The following is a 20,788-nucleotide window of genomic DNA, read 5'->3' on the forward strand; positions in this document are numbered from 1 at the left end:
CAGATGCAAGCCCATTTTATAGGCTAAACAATAAAAGATGAATAGATCCGTTTATTTTGTAAGCTAAAAAGACTAGGCGGTCACCTAGTCTCACTGTTTAGGAAAGTATAAACTAACCGTAGTACCTTTGTTTAATTCACTGTTTATTTCAATACTGCCTTCATGCATTTCTACTAAGTGCTTAACAATAGCCAGCCCAAGTCCGGTGCCGCCATTTGCCCGTGAACGGGATTTGTCCACACGGTAGAAACGCTCAAATAGATAAGGAACATCTTCCTGCTTAATGCCGATTCCCGTATCTATCACTTGCACGAGTACTTGATCGGATTGATTCGCTATTCTTAAGGTGATCCTGCCCTTTTCTGTGTAACGAACGGCATTTTCTACTAAGTTGGTAAGTATTTGATCCATTCGGTTTCGATCCGCCTTAATCCAGATGGTATGGTCAGGTATATCTAAGTGTAATTGGAGTCCTTTTTCTGCTGCTCGAAATTGAGATCTTTTCAGCATTTCTTCAGCTAAATGGTTCATATCCAACTCTTCCACATTGAGATCGATTTTACCCTCTTCAATTTTCGACATATCTGTTAGGTCATCCATTAAATTGCTGATATGATCACTCTCATTCTCAATAATTTCGAGAAATTCGTCTCGTTCTTCTTTGGATTGGTACATCTCATGGCGGACAGCATTGGCATAACCTTTCACATAAGTAAGAGGTGTTTTCAACTCATGTGTAATATTAGAAAAGAACTCATTTCGATTGGTTTGATAACGTTCTAATGTTTCAGACAAATGATTGATCGCCTGAGCTAAGGAACCTATTTCATCATTCGCTTTATAATCCACTCGCAAGGAAAAATTCTTCTGTTCTGCTATTTCCTTGGCTACTTTCTCCATCGTAACGAGTGGTGCACCTAATTTTTTGGAAATAAAGATAGTAAAACCAATGGCTAAGACAACGGCGCCGAGACTGGCCAGAATAACAAGAAAGATAATGTTATGAATGGAATTGCTAATTAACCCAAATGATGAAAATAAGACGACACTTCCTTGAATTCCATCGGGAGTAGCGATTGGCTGTGCTACTTTCAAGTAATTCGAGCCATTGAAATTATATCCTTCGACAATCGTTTCCCCTTCTTTTAATTGTTGAAGCTGAGGGTTTTCTAATGCCTCGTCTACAATGTTATCGTGCCAATTGGTCTGCAGTACCATTTCTCCTTGTTGGTTAAGGATAGCGGCACTTGTATCGGTCATTGTGGTTAATTGTTCCAACAATTGTTGATTTTCCGGTGCTTTTAAATCATCGACTTGTTCGGCATATTTTTCTGACAGCTGGATGAGCTGTGTTTCTGTCTGATTGATCGAGTAGTTCAAAATTAATTGTAAGATAATATATCCTAATGGAATAAGAATAATCAATTGTAAGAATAAAATCGTAGCCCCAAGCTTAAAAACCACACTATTCAGCTTCATGTTTATCCTCCCAATCAAATTTATAGCCTACTCCCCAGACAGTTTGGATTGGCTGATAGGACAGACCGGCTTTTTTTAATTTATCACGTACATATCGAACATGAGAATCCACGGTCCGGATGTCAACGACTTCGTCTAATCCCCAGATGATATCAAGCAGCTGCTCTCTCGTGTATACTCGATTTGGATGGGCAGCTAATAAATATAACAGCTCAAACTCTTTCGGGCTATATTTTACCTCTTTGCCTTTTACCTTTACAAAATGAGAGACAGGATTAATCTCCAGTTCGGCAAACTGTAAGATATTAGCGGGCTTCTCTTTGTGAAAATGACGTAATTGTACATGAATTCTAGCCAGTAATTCTTCTGGTTCAAACGGTTTGACTATATAATCATCTGCCCCATTAGTCAACCCTTCTACTTTTTGAGAGGTTTCATTTCGTGCAGTCAGTAAAATAATAGGCACATCAGGGTTCAATGCCTTCATTTGTTTACAAGCAGCAACACCATCCAGGTCTGGCAGCATTACATCAAGCAAGACAAGGTCAACTGAATTATTTTTAAAAAGCTGTACGGCCTGCTTGCCATTTTCTGCTTCCATTAATTCAAAATTATTTCGTAAAAACAACTGCAGCATAGAACGCATCCGTTGTTCATCATCGACAATCAAAAGCTTCGTCATCGTTATCCCTCTCAATTTATACAAATTAATCGCAGTGTAATTGACTGTAAGTCTTCCACTTCATAAAGTTTCACTTTATCATAGTTTGCAGCTTAATGATGAAGGGAATGACATCCCCTATTCAAATAGTATATAAAAATAGGCAATTAGTAAAATAGATTGTGTTAAATATACTTAAATGAGCAATATACCCGGCAATTATTATAAATGTAACAAGTTGTTTCCTAATTGAAGATTTATTAGTTCACCTCCTCCTCCTCACAAAAATGACGGACAAAGTCTTGTGACTAGTCGTTTTACTGTCCGTCAAAACGAAACTAAAGGGCAAAACCCTGTAAGTAATCGCTTAGCTGTCCGTCATCACAAACATATGATGAAATCAACTACCTAGGTTTGCTTGCCTATGCATTCATTATAACGTTATCAGTATATGGATTTTTAAAACAAGGTTTAATTTTGAACAATTTTTGACAAATTTTAATCCATCATAATTTCATCATATTTTGTTGAGAAAATAAATAATCGTGAGCTTATTAATCAATTAAAAAATATAGAAAGTGTACAGAGAGAGGGGAACAACTATGACAGCGATGAAGAAGTTACTATATACTTTCACATTGTTACTACTTCCTGTCTTCCTTGCGGGCTGTGAATCAAAGTTATTGGTCTTTGATCCAAAGGGGCCGATTGCAAGAAGTTTAACAGACTTAATTATATATTCGATTATTTTCATGCTGGTGATTGTAGTCGTTATATTTGTCTTATTTGGTTACTTTATTTGGAAATATCGGGCTCGGAAAGACGATGGTGATTTTGAACCGAAAGAAGAAAAAGGAAATCATTGGCTTGAAATTACATGGTTCACCATCCCAGTTTTAATTGTTATTGCCTTGATGATACCAACTGCCAAAACCATTTATGAAGTAGAGGATGTTCCACAAGGCTATGAAGAAGAGGAGCCATTGGTTATTCATGTGACCTCAGCGGATTGGAAATGGATCTTTAGTTATCCGGATCAGGATATTGAGACAGTCAATTATATCAATATCCCAGCAGATCATCCTGTTCAGTTTAAAATGACATCTGCTGGTACGATGCAATCGTTCTGGGTGCCAGAATTGGCAGGTCAGAAATACACAATGGCCAATATGCAGACAGAGCTTTATATGGTTGCCGATAAACCAGGAACGTTTTATGGCAGAAACACGAACTTTAATGGGCAAGGCTATGCCCACATGACATTTGATGTAGAAGCATTAGAAAAGGATGACTTTAATGAGTGGGTCAATGATGTAAAGAATACAGCATATGACCTCACGGAAGATCAATATGGCGAATTGCTGGAGCCGAGTGTATTGGGGCGGATGACGTTCAATGGCACGCATTTAGACTGGATTGATCATGCTCATGGCGGTTCAGAACAATATATTGATCCGGAACTATATAAAGAATACCATCAAGAAGGTTTTCAAGATGGGGAAGTTCCTGTTCGAGAAATAGAACAATCAGGTGTGAGAGAAGAAACTGATAATGAGCAGGAAACACATCAACAGCATGAGACCGAAGCTTCCGAACAGGGAGCTCATGAACATCATGATATGGAACAAGACAGTGAATCTGATACAGCAGATCACTCACATCATTAATAGAGGTGGTGAACAACATGACATTTGATGAATTTTTCGTTACTGGTGACCCATTAATTTTAGCATCACAAATTGCCATAGGTCTTACCTTAATCGGTTTGGTTGCTTTAGTCAGCTATTTAAAACGATGGAAATGGTTATGGCGAGAATGGTTCACAACAGTTGATCATAAAAAAATTGGGATTATGTATATTTTGGCAGGGGTGTTAATGTTTTTCCGCGGTGGTGTGGATGGTTTATTGATGAGGGCACAGACGTCCCGCCCGGAACTGCAGTTACTCGATGCCCAGCACTATGATGAAATCTTTACGACACACGGTGTGATCATGATCTTATTCATGGCGATGCCATTGTTAATCGGGATTATGAACGTGGTGATCCCGCTGCAAATCGGGGCAAGAGATGTTGCCTTTCCGAAATTAAATGCATTAAGTTTCTGGCTATTCTTTGCTGGAGCAATGTTATTTAACTTATCATTTGTTATCGGTGGTTCACCTGATGCAGGCTGGACTTCTTATTTCCCATTAGCAGGGAAGGAATTTACTCCTGGTGTCGGTAATAACTACTATGCGATTGCCTTGCAGATTGCAGGGATTGGTACATTGGCAACAGGTATTAACTTCGTGGTGACCATTATCAAAATGCGTGCACCTGGTATGTCTTGGATGAAGCTGCCGATTTTCGTCTGGACGACGTTTATTACATCGATCATTATTGTGGCGGCCTTCCCAATCTTTACAGTAGCATTGGCTTATATGTCACTAGACAGGCTCTTTGGCACCCATTTCTTTACGGTTGCCAGTGGCGGTGATCCGATGCTATGGCTGAACTTATTCTGGTTATGGGGCCACCCAGAGGTATATATTGTTGTATTACCGGCATTTGGCATGTTCTCAGAGGTGATTGCTACCTTTGCGCGTAAGAACCTGTATGGCTATAAATCGATGGTATATGCTGTCGCAGGTATTGCCTTCCTCAGTATGCTGGTATGGGTACACCATTTTTATACGATGGGGAATAGTGCAGCAGTTAACTCGATTTTTTCGTTAACTACGATGATGATTGCTATTCCAACTGGTGTGAAGATATTTAACTGGCTGTTTACACTACGAAAAGGCAGGATCGAATTCTCCACATCAATGTTATGGGCGTTGGCCTTTATCCCTTGTTTCACCATTGGCGGGGTAACAGGTGTTATGCTTGCGATGGCAGCGGCCGATTATCAGTATCATAATACGATGTTCTTAGTCGCGCACTTTCACTATGTATTGATACCAGGTGTGGTGTTTGCGGTATTTGCGGGATTATATTACTGGTGGCCAAAAATGTTTGGCTTCAAATTGAACGAAAAGATTGGGAGATGGCATTTCTGGCTGTTCGTAATTGGCTTTAATTTGACGTTTATGCCAATGTTCTTTGTTGGATTAGACGGTATGTCCCGCCGTATGTACACTTATTCTGAAAGTACTGGCTGGGCTCCGCTTCTGGGCTTATCAGCGATAGGAGCATTAATTATGGCAGCAGGCTTTGCCGCCTTATGTTATAACATTTATTGGAGTTTCCGTTATGCGTCAAGAGATGTAGGTAATGACCCATGGAATGGACGGACATTGGAATGGGCAACAGCTTCACCTGCACCGGAATATAATTTTGCGGTCGAACCGCAAGTAGAACAATTAGATGATTTTTGGCATAAGAAAAAACAAGGTAAAACCGGCTTAAAAAAATCAGAGTTGAAATCCGTTCATATGCCAAGTAACTCGTGGACACCGATTGTGTTAGCTGTAGCCTTTGGTGTAGTTGGTTTCTTCCTGGTATTTGAGTGGTTTACTTTAGCGGTGATTGCTTCCATTGGTATAATTGTCGGTCTGGTAGCCAATTCATTTGATTATGATGAAGGCTATCATATTGAACCGGAAGAGTTGGAAGAAGAGGAAAGAAAGTGGAGAGGTGATTTACAATGACATCACAGACAACACCATTAGAATATAAATCTCATCAAAGCCAAATGAATATCTTAGGTTTCTGGGTATTTCTTGGTGCGGAGATAGTGTTATTTTCAACCTTATTCGCCTCTTATTTTATATTGGAACACAATACGGCAGCTGGGCCGTCCGGTCAAGACATCTTTATTTTGAAAGATGTCTTGATAGAGACCTTCTTATTATTGACCAGTAGTTTTACATGTGGTTTGGCGATACATTCGATGCGCAATCATGATAAAAAGGGCTTGCTTATTTGGATGATCGTAACCTTATTATTAGGGGCAGGCTTCTTATACATGGAGATTAATGAGTTTATCCATTATATCCATGAGGGGGCCACGATTCAAACAAGTGGTTTTACTGCTGCCTTTTTCACTTTACTAGGAACGCACGGAGCCCACGTCACATTTGGTGTCTTTTGGATTATTATGTTACTCATTCAACTGGTGCGCCGAGGTATTACAGAGAAAACATCTAGTAAACTATTTATTGCTAGTTTATACTGGCACTTCCTTGATGTCGTTTGGATCTTTATCTTTACCTTTGTTTATTTGAAAGGGATGGTGATGTAAATGAACGCAAAATCACATCGTTTTCCATGGAATCACTTAGTTGGATTTGTACTATCGATTGCCTTCACGCTGTTAGCTGTCTTTGTTGCCTTTAATACGGATTTCTCAGCAAGCACTATCCTGTGGATTATTGGTATCTTCGCCATCTTCCAAGCGGCAATTCAGTTATTTATGTTTATGCACGTTACGGAAGGAAAAGAAGGTAAGATAAACCTCTTCAATATAGGCAGCAGTGTGATATTAGCATTAATTATTGTGTTCGGTACGATCTGGGTATTAACGTCAGGTCATGCTCATTTACACTAATGCAAAACAAGAAGAAGCTTCCAGTCGGGGCTTCTTTTTTGTTCCAATTAAAAGATGTTTATTCTGGTGCAATCGTTCGTAAGCTCAGTGCTTGCAGTGTTGCCAATGGGGATATATAATGACATATCAAGGGCGGTTGGCAGCGGCCAAGATCCAGTGCAAGGCTTGGAACCATCAGATAACTACGTATAAAATCAGTTGATATGGACAGGAATATAACTGCCTTAACTTCTGTGATATAGTAGGATCGCAACCGTTGGAGGTTATAGTGGCAAATTAGTAACAAGAAGGAGAAAAAGCAATGAATATTAGAGCATTTCACATAGAGGATTCTGATAAATTAGCAGAATTATGGTATCAAAATTCGATTAAAGCCCATCATTTTATTAATAAAGATTACTGGGCTTCGCAAAAACAAGCTATGAAAGAAAAATATTTACCGATGGCAGATACCTATGTGATTACTGATCAAGGTGGAATCCAGGGATTCCTTTCCGTTGTCGATGAAACACTGGCGGCTATTTTTGTAGATGTTGCACAGCAAGGAAAAGGTTATGGAAAACAATTATTAGAATTTATCAAGGGAAAAAAGGATAGATTGGAATTAAAAGTTTATCAAAAGAATCAGCCTTCGATTGATTTTTATTTGAAGAATGGTTTTGAACTGACAGGCGAATCCCTTGACGAAGATACAATGGAAAAGGAATTTATCCTAGAATGGAAGAAATAATCAGGAAACACATGGGAATCAGCTGATGATGAGCCTCCCATGTGTTTTTTGATGTTGTTATAGACTATAGAGGAAGAATTGGCGGTAAATCATCACTCCTGCCTTTACTGACCGATCAGGCGTAAGTACCCTAGCTGGTAGGAGAGATAGTAAGCGAGTGCTAAGGCTGCTAACATCCCAGCTAAAAAAAGCCAATCTTTGAGAGAAATCGTTAAGGCATGATAAAAAGTGCGATGACGATCACCAGTAAAACCTTTGGACTCCATTGCAACAGCCACTCGTTCGGCTTTTCGAATTGAATTGGCAAGTAAGGGAATGGCATATTGCTTATAATGCTGCCACTTTTGCTTGAAGCCTTTTGCTCGCTGTACCCCCCGAATTTGATGGGCTTGTTTAATAAGAACAAGCTCGGTTTGGAAGGTAGGTAAGAAACGATATCCTGCCAGAATACCATAAGTTATCTTAGGTGAAAGCTTTACCTGTTGCATTAAGCTAAGCATAAATTTCGTAGGGTCCGTGGTTAAGGCAAACAGCAGGGATAAGGTGATAAAGCATAAAGAACGCAATGCCAAGCTCACACCTACTTGCAGACTACCCAGAGTAACTTCAAACCAAAGAAATTGAAAAAGGACCGGGCCGGTTTGATAAGATTCATCCGTATAGAGCATGGTCATCCAGGCGACACCCATTGCAAATATAGATAATGGTAAAAAGAACAACAGCCACTTTTTCCAAGGAATAGCAGCAAAAAAGAAAGTTAAAACCAACAGATATACAAGGAACAGCAGTGGTGTGACTATATCAAAGGCAAAGCTTAGTAAAATACCGGGAATTAACACAGCGACTGCTTTTATGGTTGGGTTAATGGTCTGTATCATCCGATGGTCGCCGCCTTTTGTGTAACTCGCTCGTGATAAGGAGCTCGTAAGCGAGCCTTATCTAAAAGCTGATTCTCTTTCCATAAGTGACATGGGGGGCCGTCAAACACAATACCACCTTCACTTAATACGATGGCCCGCTGACAATGTTGTGCCACTAGTTCCATATCATGTGTCACCATAACAACAGCCGTTCCTTGTTGCTGCAAGTTATCGATAATACCTAGCAATTCCTTGGTGGTCTGTGCATCTTGTCCATAAGTCGGCTCGTCAAAAAATAATATTTCCGGTGTCTCATCCAGCATGGTAGCAACACTTAAACGCCGCTTCTGTCCGCCACTTAACATAAAGGGATTTTGAAATTGATGTTGTTCTAAATCTAATAATCTCAATAAAGCAGCGGCTCTGTTTTCGATATAGGCTGAAGGCATTTCGTTGACTTCCATTCCAAACGTAATTTCTTGATAAACCGTATCACAAATAAATTGATGCTCTGGTTGCTGAAAGACAAAGCCGGTTCGTTGTCTTAATTCATATTCAGACCATTGTGCTAACGGTTTCTGCTGGAAAGTAATCTCACCCTCCAGAGGCTGTTTTAATCGTGTAAGCAGCTGTAATAACGTCGATTTACCTGCACCATTTTCACCTAATATCGCCAATAGTTCCCCCGGATAAATAAAGAAGGATACGTCATGTAATATAGATTGAGACCTATGTCGGAAAGCGAGCTGTTGAACTTCCATGACCGGCACAGCAGCGGTTGGACTGCTTTGCGGCAGTGACTGTCTTTTAAGATATGCAGGAGGCAGGGCAATGCGTTGTGCATGTAATATATCTTGATAGTTAGCAAAAACTTTTGCTGGCTGGTCATCAATAATCACTTGACTAGCTTGATTGAACACCACCATTCGATCGGCGCGCTCTACCCAATCTTCAGCTTGGTGTTCAATCACAAGTATGCCTTGCTGTTTCTCCTTTTGTACCTTGATAATCACCTCGATAAATTCAAGTCGAGAGACCGGATCTAAGTTTGCCGTTGGCTCATCTAAGATCAAATAGTCTGGTTTCATCAGCAGCACAGAGGCTAAGGCGATCTTCTGTTTTTGACCGCCAGATAAATCATGAATTCGGTGATAAAGGTAATCTTCCATACCTACCAGTTCCAATGCCGCTTGGATTTGTGCCTGCATGTCTTCTCTAGGTACCGCTAGATTCTCTAAAACAAAGGCTAGTTCATCTTCGACACGGATCATACAAAATTGGCTTTCGGGATCTTGAAAGACTATACCGACCTTTTGATTAAGTAATCCCTTGGCATAGGCTTGCGTTGGTTTTCCTTGATATAGAATGACTCCTTCTGTCTTTCCTTCTACTGCTTCTGGATACAGGCCATTTAAGCAGAGGGCAAGAGTGCTTTTCCCTGCCCCGCTTGCCCCCATTAATAAGGTGATTTCGTCCGCAAATAAAGAAAGCGAAAGCTGATCAATTACGGCTTGCTCCTGACCTTGATAATAAAAGGAGAATTGCCTTAATTGAAATAAGGGCTGGCTATGCGGATCGCTGTTCTTCACGTTGCTGTCGCTCCTTTCCTAATGGATACCCACTAAGCACACCGGTTGCAGCTAATTGATCTGCTATATATTTTCCTAATAAACCGGCAATCAGTGCTCCACTAATCATACGGGTGATAAACATGGTGATAACCAGCCAGCTGGCATGGGCAGCAAAACCAGACATAAAGTAGTGATAAGGGAAGCTGACCATAGCTGCTGTAACACCCGATAAAAGCAGAATCCGTAAACGGTAATCCTGCCATTTAGTAGCAGCAAAAGCTAATTCAGCTCCCAGCCCTTGTACCATTCCAGCCAAAATAAGGGTAGGTCCTGCCGTAGAACCAACTAATACCTCTGTTAAGGCAGCAATCGTCTCAGAAGCAAAAGCAACACCTGGTTTCCTAATAATATAAGCAGCGATAATCGATACGATAAACCAGATGCCAAAAATCAATTCATAACTAAGCGGCCCTAAGCCTACAGGGGTCAACAGGCCATAGAGGACATTGCCTACCCCGAAGAAGGCCAGATAAATCAGCCCAAATACTACACCAAGCATCGATAGTAAAACAATATCCTTTAGCTTCCATTGGTTCATGATACTAATTCTCCTTCACTGTTTGTTGAGAGGGACTGTTGGCTGAAATCGTAAAGGACATCGTTACATGTGAGACTACAGCCTGCACTTGTTCAAATGAATGCTGCAATACACGGAAAATATCATGAACATCACCATCTAGTCTTGTTGCATAATGGGCATGGCTCACCGTCACTTCTGTTGTTTTTGACCAATCAATCTGTTGATAGATCTTATCCATATAGTCTTCTCGTCCTAGTGGATACAAAGAGAATTTGCATCCAGCTTGCTGTTGTATGTTGCTCGATGAAGGCTCATTCATTAATTGATTAGACTCATCCATATAGACATCTCCTGCTGTATCTCCTGGACAGCCAATCGAGAAGGTGCCGCTCATAGCAACATGTTCCCCCGTTTTCGCTGCATGAAGAAAGATGGCTTTTGTCACATCAAAGATATGCACTTGCTTTCCTCTAATACAAGTTGTCACATCATCTGTCTGTTTCCACACTTTAGACGTATCGACTTCTTCTAATGTCGATAAAATGATCTCAACAAAAGCATCACTCATTGGAAAGAGTGTAAACTGACATCCGGCAATTCGACTTGTTCCACAATGATTTAGCATAGTTATCCCTCCAGTTTGATTTTCTCCATAAAAAAACTGCACTCCGATGGGAATGCAGTTTGTACGTATGTGTAAAAAAGAGTATCACCATAAAAGGATCAACATACGGTTCACTACACTTCCCCACGCTAGTATTATCTAGATCGGGTAATAAGGGTCAGGTATTTACCTTCTCAGCCGTTTGTAACAGCTCCCCTAGTGACTCGGTTTATGCAATTTTTGTTATGGAAGGGAAGTTTGTTCCCTTTCTAAATGCTATCATACATAATTCTTAGCAGGATGTAAAGATGTTTGTGTCAAAAAGATTGGTGGAGCCATTCTTCATATATGCAGCAATCAACAATCTTTATAAACTGTAACTATCGATTATATCTTTATTACTAAATTTTGATTATTTTTTGTGGTATAATTGCTTTGTACTGCTTTAAGTGTGTGTTCAGAAAGACCTCGTAAAAAAAGCAAAAAACGGGAACCAATATAGAAATTTCTCGAACATCCCCTTTAAGTCAAATAACATTTCCTCCCCTATCTCCTTTGAATTTTTTAATATCCAATTAATATATAAATTTCAACGCGGGTAGTATAAGGATATCAATAGGTACCAACCAACTGGACTTTTTCAAACATCCATTTTTACAGAACGGGTCTAGCTAACCTTTTTTCAAGGAATTGGATCATGATTAACTGAAATATAACTGCATTAGCAGTATAAGAAATGGGGCTAACCATATGACAAAAATCGCATGGGTAACAGACAGCACATGTGGATTAGATCAAACTTTTGCTAAGAAAAATGATATCTTTATTATTCCGTTGCATGTTATTGTTAATGGAGTTTCCTATAGAGAAGATATTGACCTATCAAAGGAAGCCTTCTATGAAAAGCTGAAAGTACATGGAGAGGGGGCAAAAACCAGTCAACCGGCCTTTGGTGACTTTGTTTCGCTGTATGAACAATTACAAAAGGACTACGATATGGTAATTGCTATCCATGCCTCCAGCAAGCTTACAGGAACCTATCAAAGCTCTGTAGCAGCCTCTGATATGTATGATATACCCGTACATGTGGTTGACTCAAAGATCGGTGATTTTGCCTTAGGTCAAATGATTAAAAAAGGGATTAAACTAGCTGATCAAGGTTTAGCAGTTGATGAAATAGTTAGAAAATTACAAAGTTATCCTAGTAATGCCCAAATGTATCTAATGCCTCAGAGCTTTGAACAGATGCGCAGAAGCGGCAGAGTTAGTGCAGCACAGTCCTTGTTTGCCTCTTTGTTGAAGCTTCATTTAATCCTTGGATTTGAGGATGGGAAAGTAGTTGTTAAGGATAAAGTACGAATTAAGAAACGTGCCAAGCTGCAGATGTTTCACTTGCTAGAAGAAGCGATGGAGACATATCGGTTAAAGGAAATCTGCATTTCACATGCAGGTGTGATAGAGCAAGCTAATCAGTGGAAAACAGAAATTACTGAGAAGTACAGCGAGCTCAAAGTACATGTCCAAACATTGGTCCCTGTAGCTGGTGTACACACTGGACATGGTACGATGTGTATTTCATGGCTGCGGGACTAATCAAGTTTATTTCAAGGCATACTTCGTAAAGGAGGTATGCTTTTTTTGTCTAGACAGTACAAGCTGCAGGGAAGAATTGAAGAACGCTTTTTCTGCCTCCATCTTTTTGCTTATCAAAGGTAGTTATTTTCCTCTAAGAACCTGAACCTATCTTAGTCTCATTCCCGTGATATATAGTATAATAAACGGACGGATAATTTTTCCTTTTAGATCGATTTTTCTCATTGGAAAAACGCCATTTTTGCGTTAAAGTAGTATAATAGAAAATACAGAATATTTAGACAGAGAGGACGTTAATAATAATGGGACAAGGATTTGATACAAAATCTGTACACGTGTCGATGCAAAGGGAGGGGATTCCAACTAAAGTAACCCCTATTCATCAAAGTTCGGCATTTACCTTTAAAGATTTACAGGACATAGAAAATTTTTATCATGGTGAACGAGATTATTTATATAGCAGAGTAGGGAATCCAAATACCGATGAATTGGGAAAAGCAGTTGCCCAATTAGAAGAGGCACCAGATGGTATTGCTACGTCTTCGGGCTTGTCTGCTATTTTGATAGGAGTTCTTGCAGTGGCAAAGGCAGGAGATCATATCATAGCATCGGAGGACTTATATGGCGGTACATATGAATTATTATCGGAAGAATTGACTGCTTTTGGCATCGAGGTAAGCTTTGCTGATTTTACCGAAGATCTTTCACCGTTTTTGCAAGATAATACCGTACTGCTTTATACAGAATCAGTGACCAATCCGTTGCTGCGTGTGGAGGATCTTACGAAAGTGAAAGAATTTGCAGATCGCTACAACTTGAAAGTAATGGTAGATAATACATTTGCTACTCCGTATTTGATACAGCCATATTTACAAGGTGTTAACTTAGTCGTCCATAGTGCGACCAAGTATTTGGGGGGGCATAGTGATATTACGGCAGGAGTGTTAACCGGTGACAGTCCATTAATTAAAGCGGCCCGAACGAAGGCAATCAATTTAGGAACCAATTTAAGTCCGTTTGAAGCCTGGCTGACAGTTCGTGGCATTAAGACATTAAGTGTGCGGATGGAACGTCATGTCAGAAATGCTGCTGCTTTAGCGGAAGCATTAAAGAAGCACCCTGCTTTAGATAAAGTATATTACCCTGAATTTATTTCAGAACGCGGCAATGGTGCGATTGTTACAATAGAACTGAAAGAAGATACAAACGTGGAAGCATTTTTTCAATCGTTGGGATGGATCAAAATTGTAGCCACATTAGCCGGAGTTGAAACAAGTGCATCTTATCCAATGGGGACTTCCCATCGCAATATGCCAGAGGCGGCATTAAGGCAGCTAGGTATCACCAAAGGCATCGTGCGTATTTCGGTTGGATTAGAAGATATTGCAGATATTATTGAAATGATGACAAATGCATTAGATCAATCACAGAAATGAGGGAACAAGCTTGAAGTATGCAGTAGTAACAGGTACATCGAAGGGATTAGGAGCCGCTATTGCCAAGTTATTGATGGAACGATCAATCCATGTGATTGGCCTAGCTAGAAACGATAACCCGGCATTGTCACATGCTGAATTACCAGGTAGCTATCAACATGTTACCGTTGATTTAGCAGATATAGGTCAAACAGAACAAGTATTTCAACAAATAAAGACGCAACTGGAAACAAAACCGTTAGAGGCATTGTATTTGATTCAAAATGCTGCTGTTGTATCACCGATCGAGCAGGTAGGAAAGCAAGAAACGAGTGCACTATCACAACATCTACATGTAAACCTCTTATCACCAATGGTAGTAACAAACTACTGGCTTGGAGCATGGCGTGAAGCAAATCTTCCACTCGTGGTGATCCATGTGACATCAGGTGCTGCTAATCGTTCCGTTTATGGCTGGAGCGCTTATGGAAGTTCTAAGGCAGCCTTGGATCGCTACACAAAAACTGTTGCCTTAGAACAGGACATATTAGGGACAGGGCATAAAGTTATGTTATTTGATCCTAGTATTATGGATACGGATATGCAAGGGGAAATTCGATCATCTGATTCTGCTCAATTTCATGATGTCGAGCAGTTTAAAAACTATAAAACAGATGGCAAGCTGCGTGATACAGAAGTAGTTGCCAAGGTGTTGACGGATTATATAACCAACATGGAAAAGATAGAGAATGGCAAATATCTTAGTGTGAAAGATATTCTTTAATATCTAAACAACGAACTTCTGTGTTACCGACACAAGTCGGATGGACCTAAGTAAAGATATGGTTGCGGTAATACAGTAATCCGCTGTATCCTTTTTTAGGACTTTTTCTTTAATATAGTAGGTGAATACCCATTTCGCTCATTTGCAGGGACTTTTTTTGCTCTTTTACATACTTTATAAGTGTAAGTATGAAAAGGAGGGATTTTTGATGAGCGGACAATACGGAGGTTATGGTTCAGGATTTGCATTGGTTGTGGTGTTATTCATTCTTTTAATCATCATCGGTGCTTCTTGGGGCTATGGTGGTTACTAATTCAAACGTTCAGAAACCTAACAATCAGTTCATGGTTGTTAGGTTTCTTTGTGAGGAAACAAGGTGAAAATCTTACCACTTTCATCAACGGAGTCGCGGATTTATTTAAACAAAATTTCTCTCGAAGCAGGGGGAATTTTTTCAAAAAGTATAAGTAAGATCTAACGGGGTTCTTTGGTTTTCCTAATGAATAAAATGAGACAAGCAGCTGGAAAATTAAGCTTTATTCGACAAATTGCCTGCTTATTTCTAGAAATAAAGTCGAAAAAGATAGCGTTATTTTTTAACACAAAGCCGGATTTTATATACTTAATTATCCGATCGTTTTTTAGCGGTTACAATAAAAAGCGGTGACATATTTAGTGAGTATTCGTGTAATCTAATTAGTAATTCCAAAAGAAAGGTTGAATAATGTGTTGAAAAAAAGAAATATATGGATGTTGATATGTTTATGTATACTGCTCCCTCCTCCAAATATATCATTAGATCATGAATCCATTATTGCAGCCGAAGAGATACAAAAATTTGATTTTGGAACAGGGGAGAGTAAGGTAGAAAAAGGATATACGAGGGTAACCGACACAACGGCTTATTCGGAAGAACAAGGATATGGATTCCTTGATACAGAGATGGTAACCGCAATTCAATTCGATGTGGAGGATCATATACAAATGGATGCTGTTAGCTTTACGGATACAAGCTTTGAAATAGATCTTGAACCAGGTGATTATGAGATAACGGTGATAGCTGGCGATCCAACTGAATCCATGTCGTTAGGCATTCTTGCTGAAAATATACAGAAAATAGAGGAACAGGCTTTAGATAGTGGCGAATTCTTAGAGGAAACATTTGAATTGGCACTTATTGATGGAACATTATCTATTCAATTAACCGGAGAGAATACGAGACTAAACAGTTTAACCATTAACAAATTGCCGAAACGGAGGCCCGCTGATCATCCAACAGTATATGTAGCGAGTGATTCTACCGCTCAGACCTATGCCCCTTATTGGAAACCGCAAGCAGGCTGGGGGCAAATGTTAGATCGATTTGCAGCAGATGAGATAACGGTAGCTAATCATGCCATCAGTGGCAGAAGTTCGAAGACATTTTATACCGAGGGCAGATTAGATAATATTTTGCGCGAAATCAAACCAAATGATTACTTATTCATTCAATTTGGTCATAATGATGCAACCATCAGCCGTCCGGAACGATATACGACGGTAGAGGAATTTAAAGTTTATTTAACGGATTATGTGATGGGTGGACGGCAAAGAGAAGCGATCCCTATTCTGATCACTCCAGTCAATCGGCGTGATTTTAATGCAGAAACTGGTGAATTTAATATCAGTTTTCCGGAATATAAGCAAGGTGTGGAAGAAGTTGCTGAGGAATTAGATGTCCTTTTAGTTGATTTAAATAGTTTAAGTCGTGCTTATTTTGATGAAATGGGTCCAAAAGGTACGAAGGCAATTTTTTTACATGCAGATTCAGGTTTGTATGAGGCCTTTCCAGAAGGGGTAGCCGATGATACACATTTCCAAGAATATGGTGCAATTCAAGTGGCGAGATTGCTGTCAGAAGGTATTTCTGAGTTGGATACACCACTGGCGGGTTATATCGACGTGGAAGAAGCGGAACATGTTCCAAGCGCTCCAGTAAATGAATAGTATAAATATCAGGAACCCTGTACGATGGGGTTCTTTTTGTTTAATAAAAATGGCCTGTATCACGTCTCTTTTAAGCAACATAACGAATTAGATAAGCAGACGAGACAAAAAATATTTGGATAGGAAAAGGGAAAGAATCTTGTATGATTTTTAATTTCTTTGGAACAGTACATTTGAAGCGTGTATAATATAATGGATCTGTAAATAACTTTTTGATTCCAAATACCAGTGTTTTTTCAAAGAGTTTTTATGTGAAGTATGGTAAACTTTAAAGAGAAGAGATATGTTATTGGAGCTAGAAAGGAAGTTAAGGAAATGATTACAAGAAAGAGCCAACGTGAAATAGACATGATGAAAGCGGCTGGCCGAATACTGGCTCGCTGTCATCAGGAAATTGCCAAGCGAATCAAACCAGGCGTTACAACAGCAGAGATTGATGCATATGTGGAACAATTCTTGGCAGAACACGGTGCTAAACCAGAGCAAAAAGGTTATAACGGATATGAATTTGCTACTTGTGCCTCCATTAATGATGAGATATGCCATGGTTTCCCGCGTGACGAAAAATTAGTAGAAGGCGATATCGTAACAATCGATATGGTGGTCAATCTAAACGGTGGTTTGGCTGACTCAGCGTGGACTTATTGTGTAGGAGAACCAGATGAAAAGACGCAGAAATTACTAGATGTAACCAGGACTTCTTTATATAAAGGAATTGAGCAGGCACTGCCAGGCAATCGTATAGGTGATATTGGCTATGCAATTCAGCAATATGCAGAGGGAGAAGGTTACTCTGTTGTCCGGGAATTTACTGGTCATGGAATTGGACCAACCATTCATGAGGATCCGCAAATTCCTCATTTCGGCCTTCCAGGCAAGGGTTCTAGGCTGAAGGAAGGAATGGTTATCACCATTGAACCTATGATTAATGAAGGGGTTTGGCAAAGCAAAATGGATGATAATGGCTGGACGGCTAGAACAGCCGATGGTGAACGATCTGCACAATATGAGCATACATTAGTTATTACAAAAGATGGTGCGATGATTTTAACAGATCAAAATCATATGGAAGACTAAACACAATAAGCATAATGTGAAGCCCCCACCTAGGAGGTGGGGGGAACAGGTATGGCTAGATATGGAGAATGCTCCTTAGTCTATGATTTCTTCCTAATTCAGAAGTTTCTGACAGAACAGTTTGTAAACGGTAACATAAGGGTGTTAGAACTGAAATACCTGACAAAAAGACAATCAATTAGTTTGGCTGCTTGTATCGTTGCCATATATTTGCATGGCTTCGTATACATAGTTAATAAAAGAACGATATAGTGTGTGTTCAAAAAGTTCGGTGAAAAGGCCCATCATCGGTTCAGTTCGCAACATCATGGGACTGCAGTTACTCGTCCCACAGAAAACATTTGTTGCAACACCGATACTAGTACGTCCGTACGTCGAAAGTTCCAAGCCGCGCAGCCTTTGAGCAAACGATCTTGCACGCAGAAAAAGCGACCTTCTTTTTCAAGGAGATGGTCTTGCACGCCGGAAAAGCGATCTTCTTTTCCAAGGAACGGAGCGTATGCTTTTCATACGTGAGTAGCAGACTTGCACAGGATGTGTTGACTTCAGCGTTACCCACACGATTGGGCGGTCTTCTTAGATGTTCCTCTACTGTAAACGCAGAAATTCGCCGTGTCATTTTTATTGGGCTTTTTTGCACAACCACTACTATCATCAGATTCACAATATAACAGGTTAGGGTGTTCATACCATGTATCAAATTCGTAAAGCAACACTTGAAGATGCAAAGTTTATTGCGGAAGTTTATATACACAGTTGGAAGGCTACTTATCAAGATTTAATTAACGAACAAGATTTATCAAACACAACTGTCGATCATCATCAAATTTATTGGGAAACAATTTTGAAATTATCGAGAAAACAACAGCCGGTAACGGTTATTGAAGATCAAGGGGAAATAGTCGGGTTTATTTCTGGAGGAAAAGAACGGACCGAACGATTTGGCTATGATGGAGAAATTTTTGCCATTTACTTACTGCCAGATTATCAAGGGAAAGGCTTAGGCAAGCAGCTTTTAAAGGCGTTCGCTGAAGAGATGCAAGAATTAGGTTATCAGTCTTTACTTATATGGGTATTAACACATAACCCTACTCATCATTTTTACCTGCATTTTGGTGCAGAAAAAATTGAACAGGAACAAACGACAATTGGTGATGGCACTTATCAAGAGACAGCATATGGCTTTTCCAGTATTCAAAAATTATTACAACAATTGTGAGAAACTGGTCTTTCAACAGAGTGTTAGCATTTTTAAAGAGATTGGGACAATTGTGCAGTTTTCAGCAAGGATTGGAGGCTATTTTTGTTTGACTATAGGAAAACAAAAAAGTTGATGGATTGTAGTATAAGTAACACTTAGGCCTTTGCCATAAAAACATAGTGATAAACCCAAGCTTTCTAATGAAAATGTATAGAGGAAGCTAGCTGGGGTTTTCATTCGCAGCTAGCTTTTTCGGTTTTTGTTAAAATAGACGTGAACGATAAACTCGTGTAAAATTCTCTTGTTTATCCATTTAGTCCTTTTCGTATGGTTCAATATGGATATGGGCATGTGGAACATCGTGTTTTTCCTTTAGAATAGTTTCAATCTGTTCAGTTATATCATGACTTTCCTTGACGGTCATATAAGGATCGACGTATAACGTAACTTCTATATAGGATTGATTACCATGTAATCGCCCCTTTATATCTTTCACTTCTATTACCTTAGGTTCGGTTGCAATGGTTGCCTTTATTTCTTCTACCTCACTGGGATGAAAACCATCAGTTAGTGTATGGGTAGCTTCTCTAAAGATATCCCATGCCGTCTTACAAATAATCATACCTACAATGGTACCGGCTAGCGGGTCAAACCAGAAAAGCTGAAATTGTGCGCCGATAATACCAACCAAAGCGCCGATACTTACTAATGCATCGGCCTTATTATCTTGGGCAACTGCCTTAATGGCTGTGCTGTTAATTTTTTTTCCGAGCCGTACGTTGTATTGGTAAACACAGAACATCACAATAGCAGAACCAAGTGCCGTCCATGCTGTTAGCATACTAGGAGGAGTATATACCCCGGCAATGATAGTTTGCACGGTGTCATACAATACATGCAGCCCAATTGTCATCATGATAAAGGCGGCAATCAATGAAGCAATCATCTCTGCACGGACATGCCCATAGTGATGATCGGCATCAGGGGGTTTCCGGGAGATTTTTAATCCGACAAGGACTGCGATAGAGGCAATGACGTCTGTTGTATTATTTAATCCATCTGCTCGTAATGCAGCAGAGTTGCCAATAGTTGCAATAATCAATTTAATACAGGCAAGAAGAATATAGGTTATTATGCTTAACCAAGCCCCTTTTTCTCCCTCTTTATATTTTTCGTACTGATTCACAGCCATCCCCTCACTCCATTAGCGTAAAATAAGTTTATCACAGCATTAAGTGTCCGTAAAATTTCCGCTTGAATCCATCTTATTATTGTGTGATGAGACGGCCGAATTATGTAAGATTACACAAGTATTGAGAGAAGATGTTTCACAGATATAGAATTTGGGAATATATTATTAAATATTATTTATTAAAGGGCAGACCATCAGATAGAGAGAGGCCCTTTGATGACAAATGCATGTTTATGAACCTTAGAAAAATTCAATTGAGGGGGCGTTCTTTATGAAAAAACATATGATTGATTATCAATTGAAGAAGTTTGATCGTAATGCGTCAAAGGTTATTTTCGCTAGAAGGGAAATCTCCTTCGAGGTTCGTTTAACAGCACAAATGATATTGGATGAAATATGCTTTCAGGGAAATAAGGCGCGTTTAGATCAGGCGATTAACCAATCCTTAGATCAAAAGGACAAAGAGCGGTTTCAAACCTTAAGCAAACAATACAGCTATATATGGAATTAAAAAATACCTCCTTT

At 39.6% G+C, this 20,788-nt stretch carries 21 protein-coding genes and 1 riboswitch; of the genes, 14 read left to right on the forward strand and 7 right to left on the reverse strand.

The genetic code is table 11. The annotated features are described in order from the left end of the window. Positions 1 to 90: 90 nt before the first annotated feature. Both JOD18_RS01970 and JOD18_RS01975 read right to left on the reverse strand, forming a co-directional pair. Positions 91 to 1,479: an ATP-binding protein gene (locus JOD18_RS01970; protein WP_204667250.1), complete on the reverse strand. Its 1,389-nt coding sequence runs from the start codon at positions 1,477 to 1,479 to the stop codon at positions 91 to 93. Further along, positions 1,466 to 2,161, reverse strand: coding sequence for a response regulator (locus JOD18_RS01975; protein ID WP_204667251.1), 696 nt, complete (start codon positions 2,159 to 2,161; stop codon positions 1,466 to 1,468). The genes JOD18_RS01970 and JOD18_RS01975 overlap by 14 nt, the downstream gene beginning before the upstream one ends. Before the next feature lie 581 nt (positions 2,162 to 2,742). Between JOD18_RS01975 and qoxA the strand changes: the two genes are divergently transcribed. The 5 genes from qoxA to JOD18_RS02000 all read left to right on the forward strand — a co-directional run bounded on the left by qoxA (position 2,743) and on the right by JOD18_RS02000 (position 7,400). After that, positions 2,743 to 3,807, forward strand: coding sequence for a cytochrome aa3 quinol oxidase subunit II (qoxA, locus tag JOD18_RS01980; protein WP_204667252.1), 1,065 nt, complete (start codon positions 2,743 to 2,745; stop codon positions 3,805 to 3,807). 17 nt (positions 3,808 to 3,824) lie between these two features. Further along, positions 3,825 to 5,771 (forward strand): cytochrome aa3 quinol oxidase subunit I, encoded by a 1,947-nt coding sequence (qoxB, locus tag JOD18_RS01985; protein WP_204667253.1) that lies wholly within the window; start codon positions 3,825 to 3,827, stop codon positions 5,769 to 5,771. Further along, positions 5,768 to 6,364 carry a cytochrome aa3 quinol oxidase subunit III gene (gene qoxC / locus JOD18_RS01990; protein WP_204667254.1) on the forward strand — a complete coding sequence of 199 codons (597 nt, stop codon included), beginning with the start codon at positions 5,768 to 5,770 and terminating at the stop codon, positions 6,362 to 6,364. Before qoxB ends, qoxC begins: the two co-directional genes overlap by 4 nt. After that, complete coding sequence (gene qoxD / locus JOD18_RS01995; RefSeq protein WP_204667255.1) at positions 6,365 to 6,670, forward strand: cytochrome aa3 quinol oxidase subunit IV; 306 nt, start codon at positions 6,365 to 6,367, stop codon at positions 6,668 to 6,670. It begins immediately after the preceding gene. A gap of 301 nt (positions 6,671 to 6,971) precedes the next feature. Beyond that, a complete protein-coding gene (locus tag JOD18_RS02000; RefSeq protein WP_204667256.1) occupies positions 6,972 to 7,400 on the forward strand; it encodes an N-acetyltransferase in 429 nt (142 codons plus the stop codon). Between the two features lie 104 nt (positions 7,401 to 7,504). Here JOD18_RS02000 and JOD18_RS02005 read toward each other — a convergent pair whose 3' ends face one another. Genes JOD18_RS02005 through JOD18_RS02020 form a run of 4 tightly spaced genes read right to left on the reverse strand, consistent with a single transcriptional unit; the run spans position 7,505 to position 11,036 of the window. Further along, positions 7,505 to 8,278: an energy-coupling factor transporter transmembrane component T family protein gene (locus JOD18_RS02005; protein WP_204667257.1), complete on the reverse strand. Its 774-nt coding sequence runs from the start codon at positions 8,276 to 8,278 to the stop codon at positions 7,505 to 7,507. Continuing rightward, positions 8,275 to 9,849 (reverse strand): energy-coupling factor transporter ATPase, encoded by a 1,575-nt coding sequence (locus tag JOD18_RS24740; RefSeq protein WP_204667258.1) that lies wholly within the window; start codon positions 9,847 to 9,849, stop codon positions 8,275 to 8,277. Before JOD18_RS24740 ends, JOD18_RS02005 begins: the two co-directional genes overlap by 4 nt. Further along, positions 9,827 to 10,432, reverse strand: coding sequence for an ECF transporter S component (locus tag JOD18_RS02015; RefSeq protein ID WP_204667448.1), 606 nt, complete (start codon positions 10,430 to 10,432; stop codon positions 9,827 to 9,829). The genes JOD18_RS24740 and JOD18_RS02015 overlap by 23 nt, the downstream gene beginning before the upstream one ends. A 1-nt stretch (position 10,433) precedes the next feature. After that, positions 10,434 to 11,036 (reverse strand): Ykof family thiamine-binding protein, encoded by a 603-nt coding sequence (locus JOD18_RS02020; RefSeq protein ID WP_204667260.1) that lies wholly within the window; start codon positions 11,034 to 11,036, stop codon positions 10,434 to 10,436. A 103-nt stretch (positions 11,037 to 11,139) separates the two neighbouring features. Continuing rightward, positions 11,140 to 11,243, reverse strand: a riboswitch (TPP riboswitch). 522 nt (positions 11,244 to 11,765) lie between these two features. Here JOD18_RS02020 and JOD18_RS02025 point away from each other — a divergent pair. The 8 genes from JOD18_RS02025 to JOD18_RS02060 all read left to right on the forward strand — a co-directional run bounded on the left by JOD18_RS02025 (position 11,766) and on the right by JOD18_RS02060 (position 19,089). Continuing rightward, a complete protein-coding gene (locus JOD18_RS02025; protein ID WP_204667262.1) occupies positions 11,766 to 12,608 on the forward strand; it encodes a DegV family protein in 843 nt (280 codons plus the stop codon). A 302-nt stretch (positions 12,609 to 12,910) separates the two neighbouring features. Next, positions 12,911 to 14,044, forward strand: a complete 1,134-nt coding sequence (locus tag JOD18_RS02030) for a trans-sulfuration enzyme family protein (RefSeq protein ID WP_204667264.1) — start codon at positions 12,911 to 12,913, stop codon at positions 14,042 to 14,044. A 10-nt stretch (positions 14,045 to 14,054) separates the two neighbouring features. Beyond that, entirely contained in the window at positions 14,055 to 14,807 is a 753-nt protein-coding gene (locus tag JOD18_RS02035; protein WP_204667266.1) for an SDR family NAD(P)-dependent oxidoreductase, read from the forward strand. Between the two features lie 208 nt (positions 14,808 to 15,015). After that, on the forward strand, positions 15,016 to 15,120 hold the full coding sequence (locus tag JOD18_RS02040; RefSeq protein WP_204667267.1) for a YjcZ family sporulation protein: 105 nt from the start codon (positions 15,016 to 15,018) through the stop codon (positions 15,118 to 15,120). Between the two features lie 416 nt (positions 15,121 to 15,536). Beyond that, positions 15,537 to 16,793, forward strand: coding sequence for a rhamnogalacturonan acetylesterase (locus JOD18_RS02045; protein WP_204667268.1), 1,257 nt, complete (start codon positions 15,537 to 15,539; stop codon positions 16,791 to 16,793). 315 nt (positions 16,794 to 17,108) lie between these two features. Further along, positions 17,109 to 17,870, forward strand: a complete 762-nt coding sequence (gene map / locus JOD18_RS02050; protein WP_204667269.1) for a type I methionyl aminopeptidase — start codon at positions 17,109 to 17,111, stop codon at positions 17,868 to 17,870. Between the two features lie 51 nt (positions 17,871 to 17,921). Then, positions 17,922 to 18,122: a hypothetical protein gene (locus JOD18_RS02055; RefSeq protein ID WP_204667270.1), complete on the forward strand. Its 201-nt coding sequence runs from the start codon at positions 17,922 to 17,924 to the stop codon at positions 18,120 to 18,122. Positions 18,123 to 18,561: 439 nt separating this feature from the next. After that, positions 18,562 to 19,089: a GNAT family N-acetyltransferase gene (locus JOD18_RS02060; protein ID WP_204667271.1), complete on the forward strand. Its 528-nt coding sequence runs from the start codon at positions 18,562 to 18,564 to the stop codon at positions 19,087 to 19,089. A gap of 295 nt (positions 19,090 to 19,384) precedes the next feature. Here the strand turns inward: JOD18_RS02060 and JOD18_RS02065 are convergent, their stop codons facing one another. Then, positions 19,385 to 20,257 (reverse strand): cation diffusion facilitator family transporter, encoded by an 873-nt coding sequence (locus JOD18_RS02065; RefSeq protein ID WP_204667449.1) that lies wholly within the window; start codon positions 20,255 to 20,257, stop codon positions 19,385 to 19,387. A gap of 277 nt (positions 20,258 to 20,534) precedes the next feature. Here JOD18_RS02065 and JOD18_RS02070 point away from each other — a divergent pair, with 277 nt between their 5' ends. Continuing rightward, positions 20,535 to 20,774: an IDEAL domain-containing protein gene (locus JOD18_RS02070; protein ID WP_204667272.1), complete on the forward strand. Its 240-nt coding sequence runs from the start codon at positions 20,535 to 20,537 to the stop codon at positions 20,772 to 20,774. Positions 20,775 to 20,788: the final 14 nt, after the last annotated feature.

It is taken from the genome of Gracilibacillus alcaliphilus (assembly GCF_016909015.1).
Classification (GTDB): domain Bacteria; phylum Bacillota; class Bacilli; order Bacillales; family Amphibacillaceae; genus Gracilibacillus; species Gracilibacillus alcaliphilus.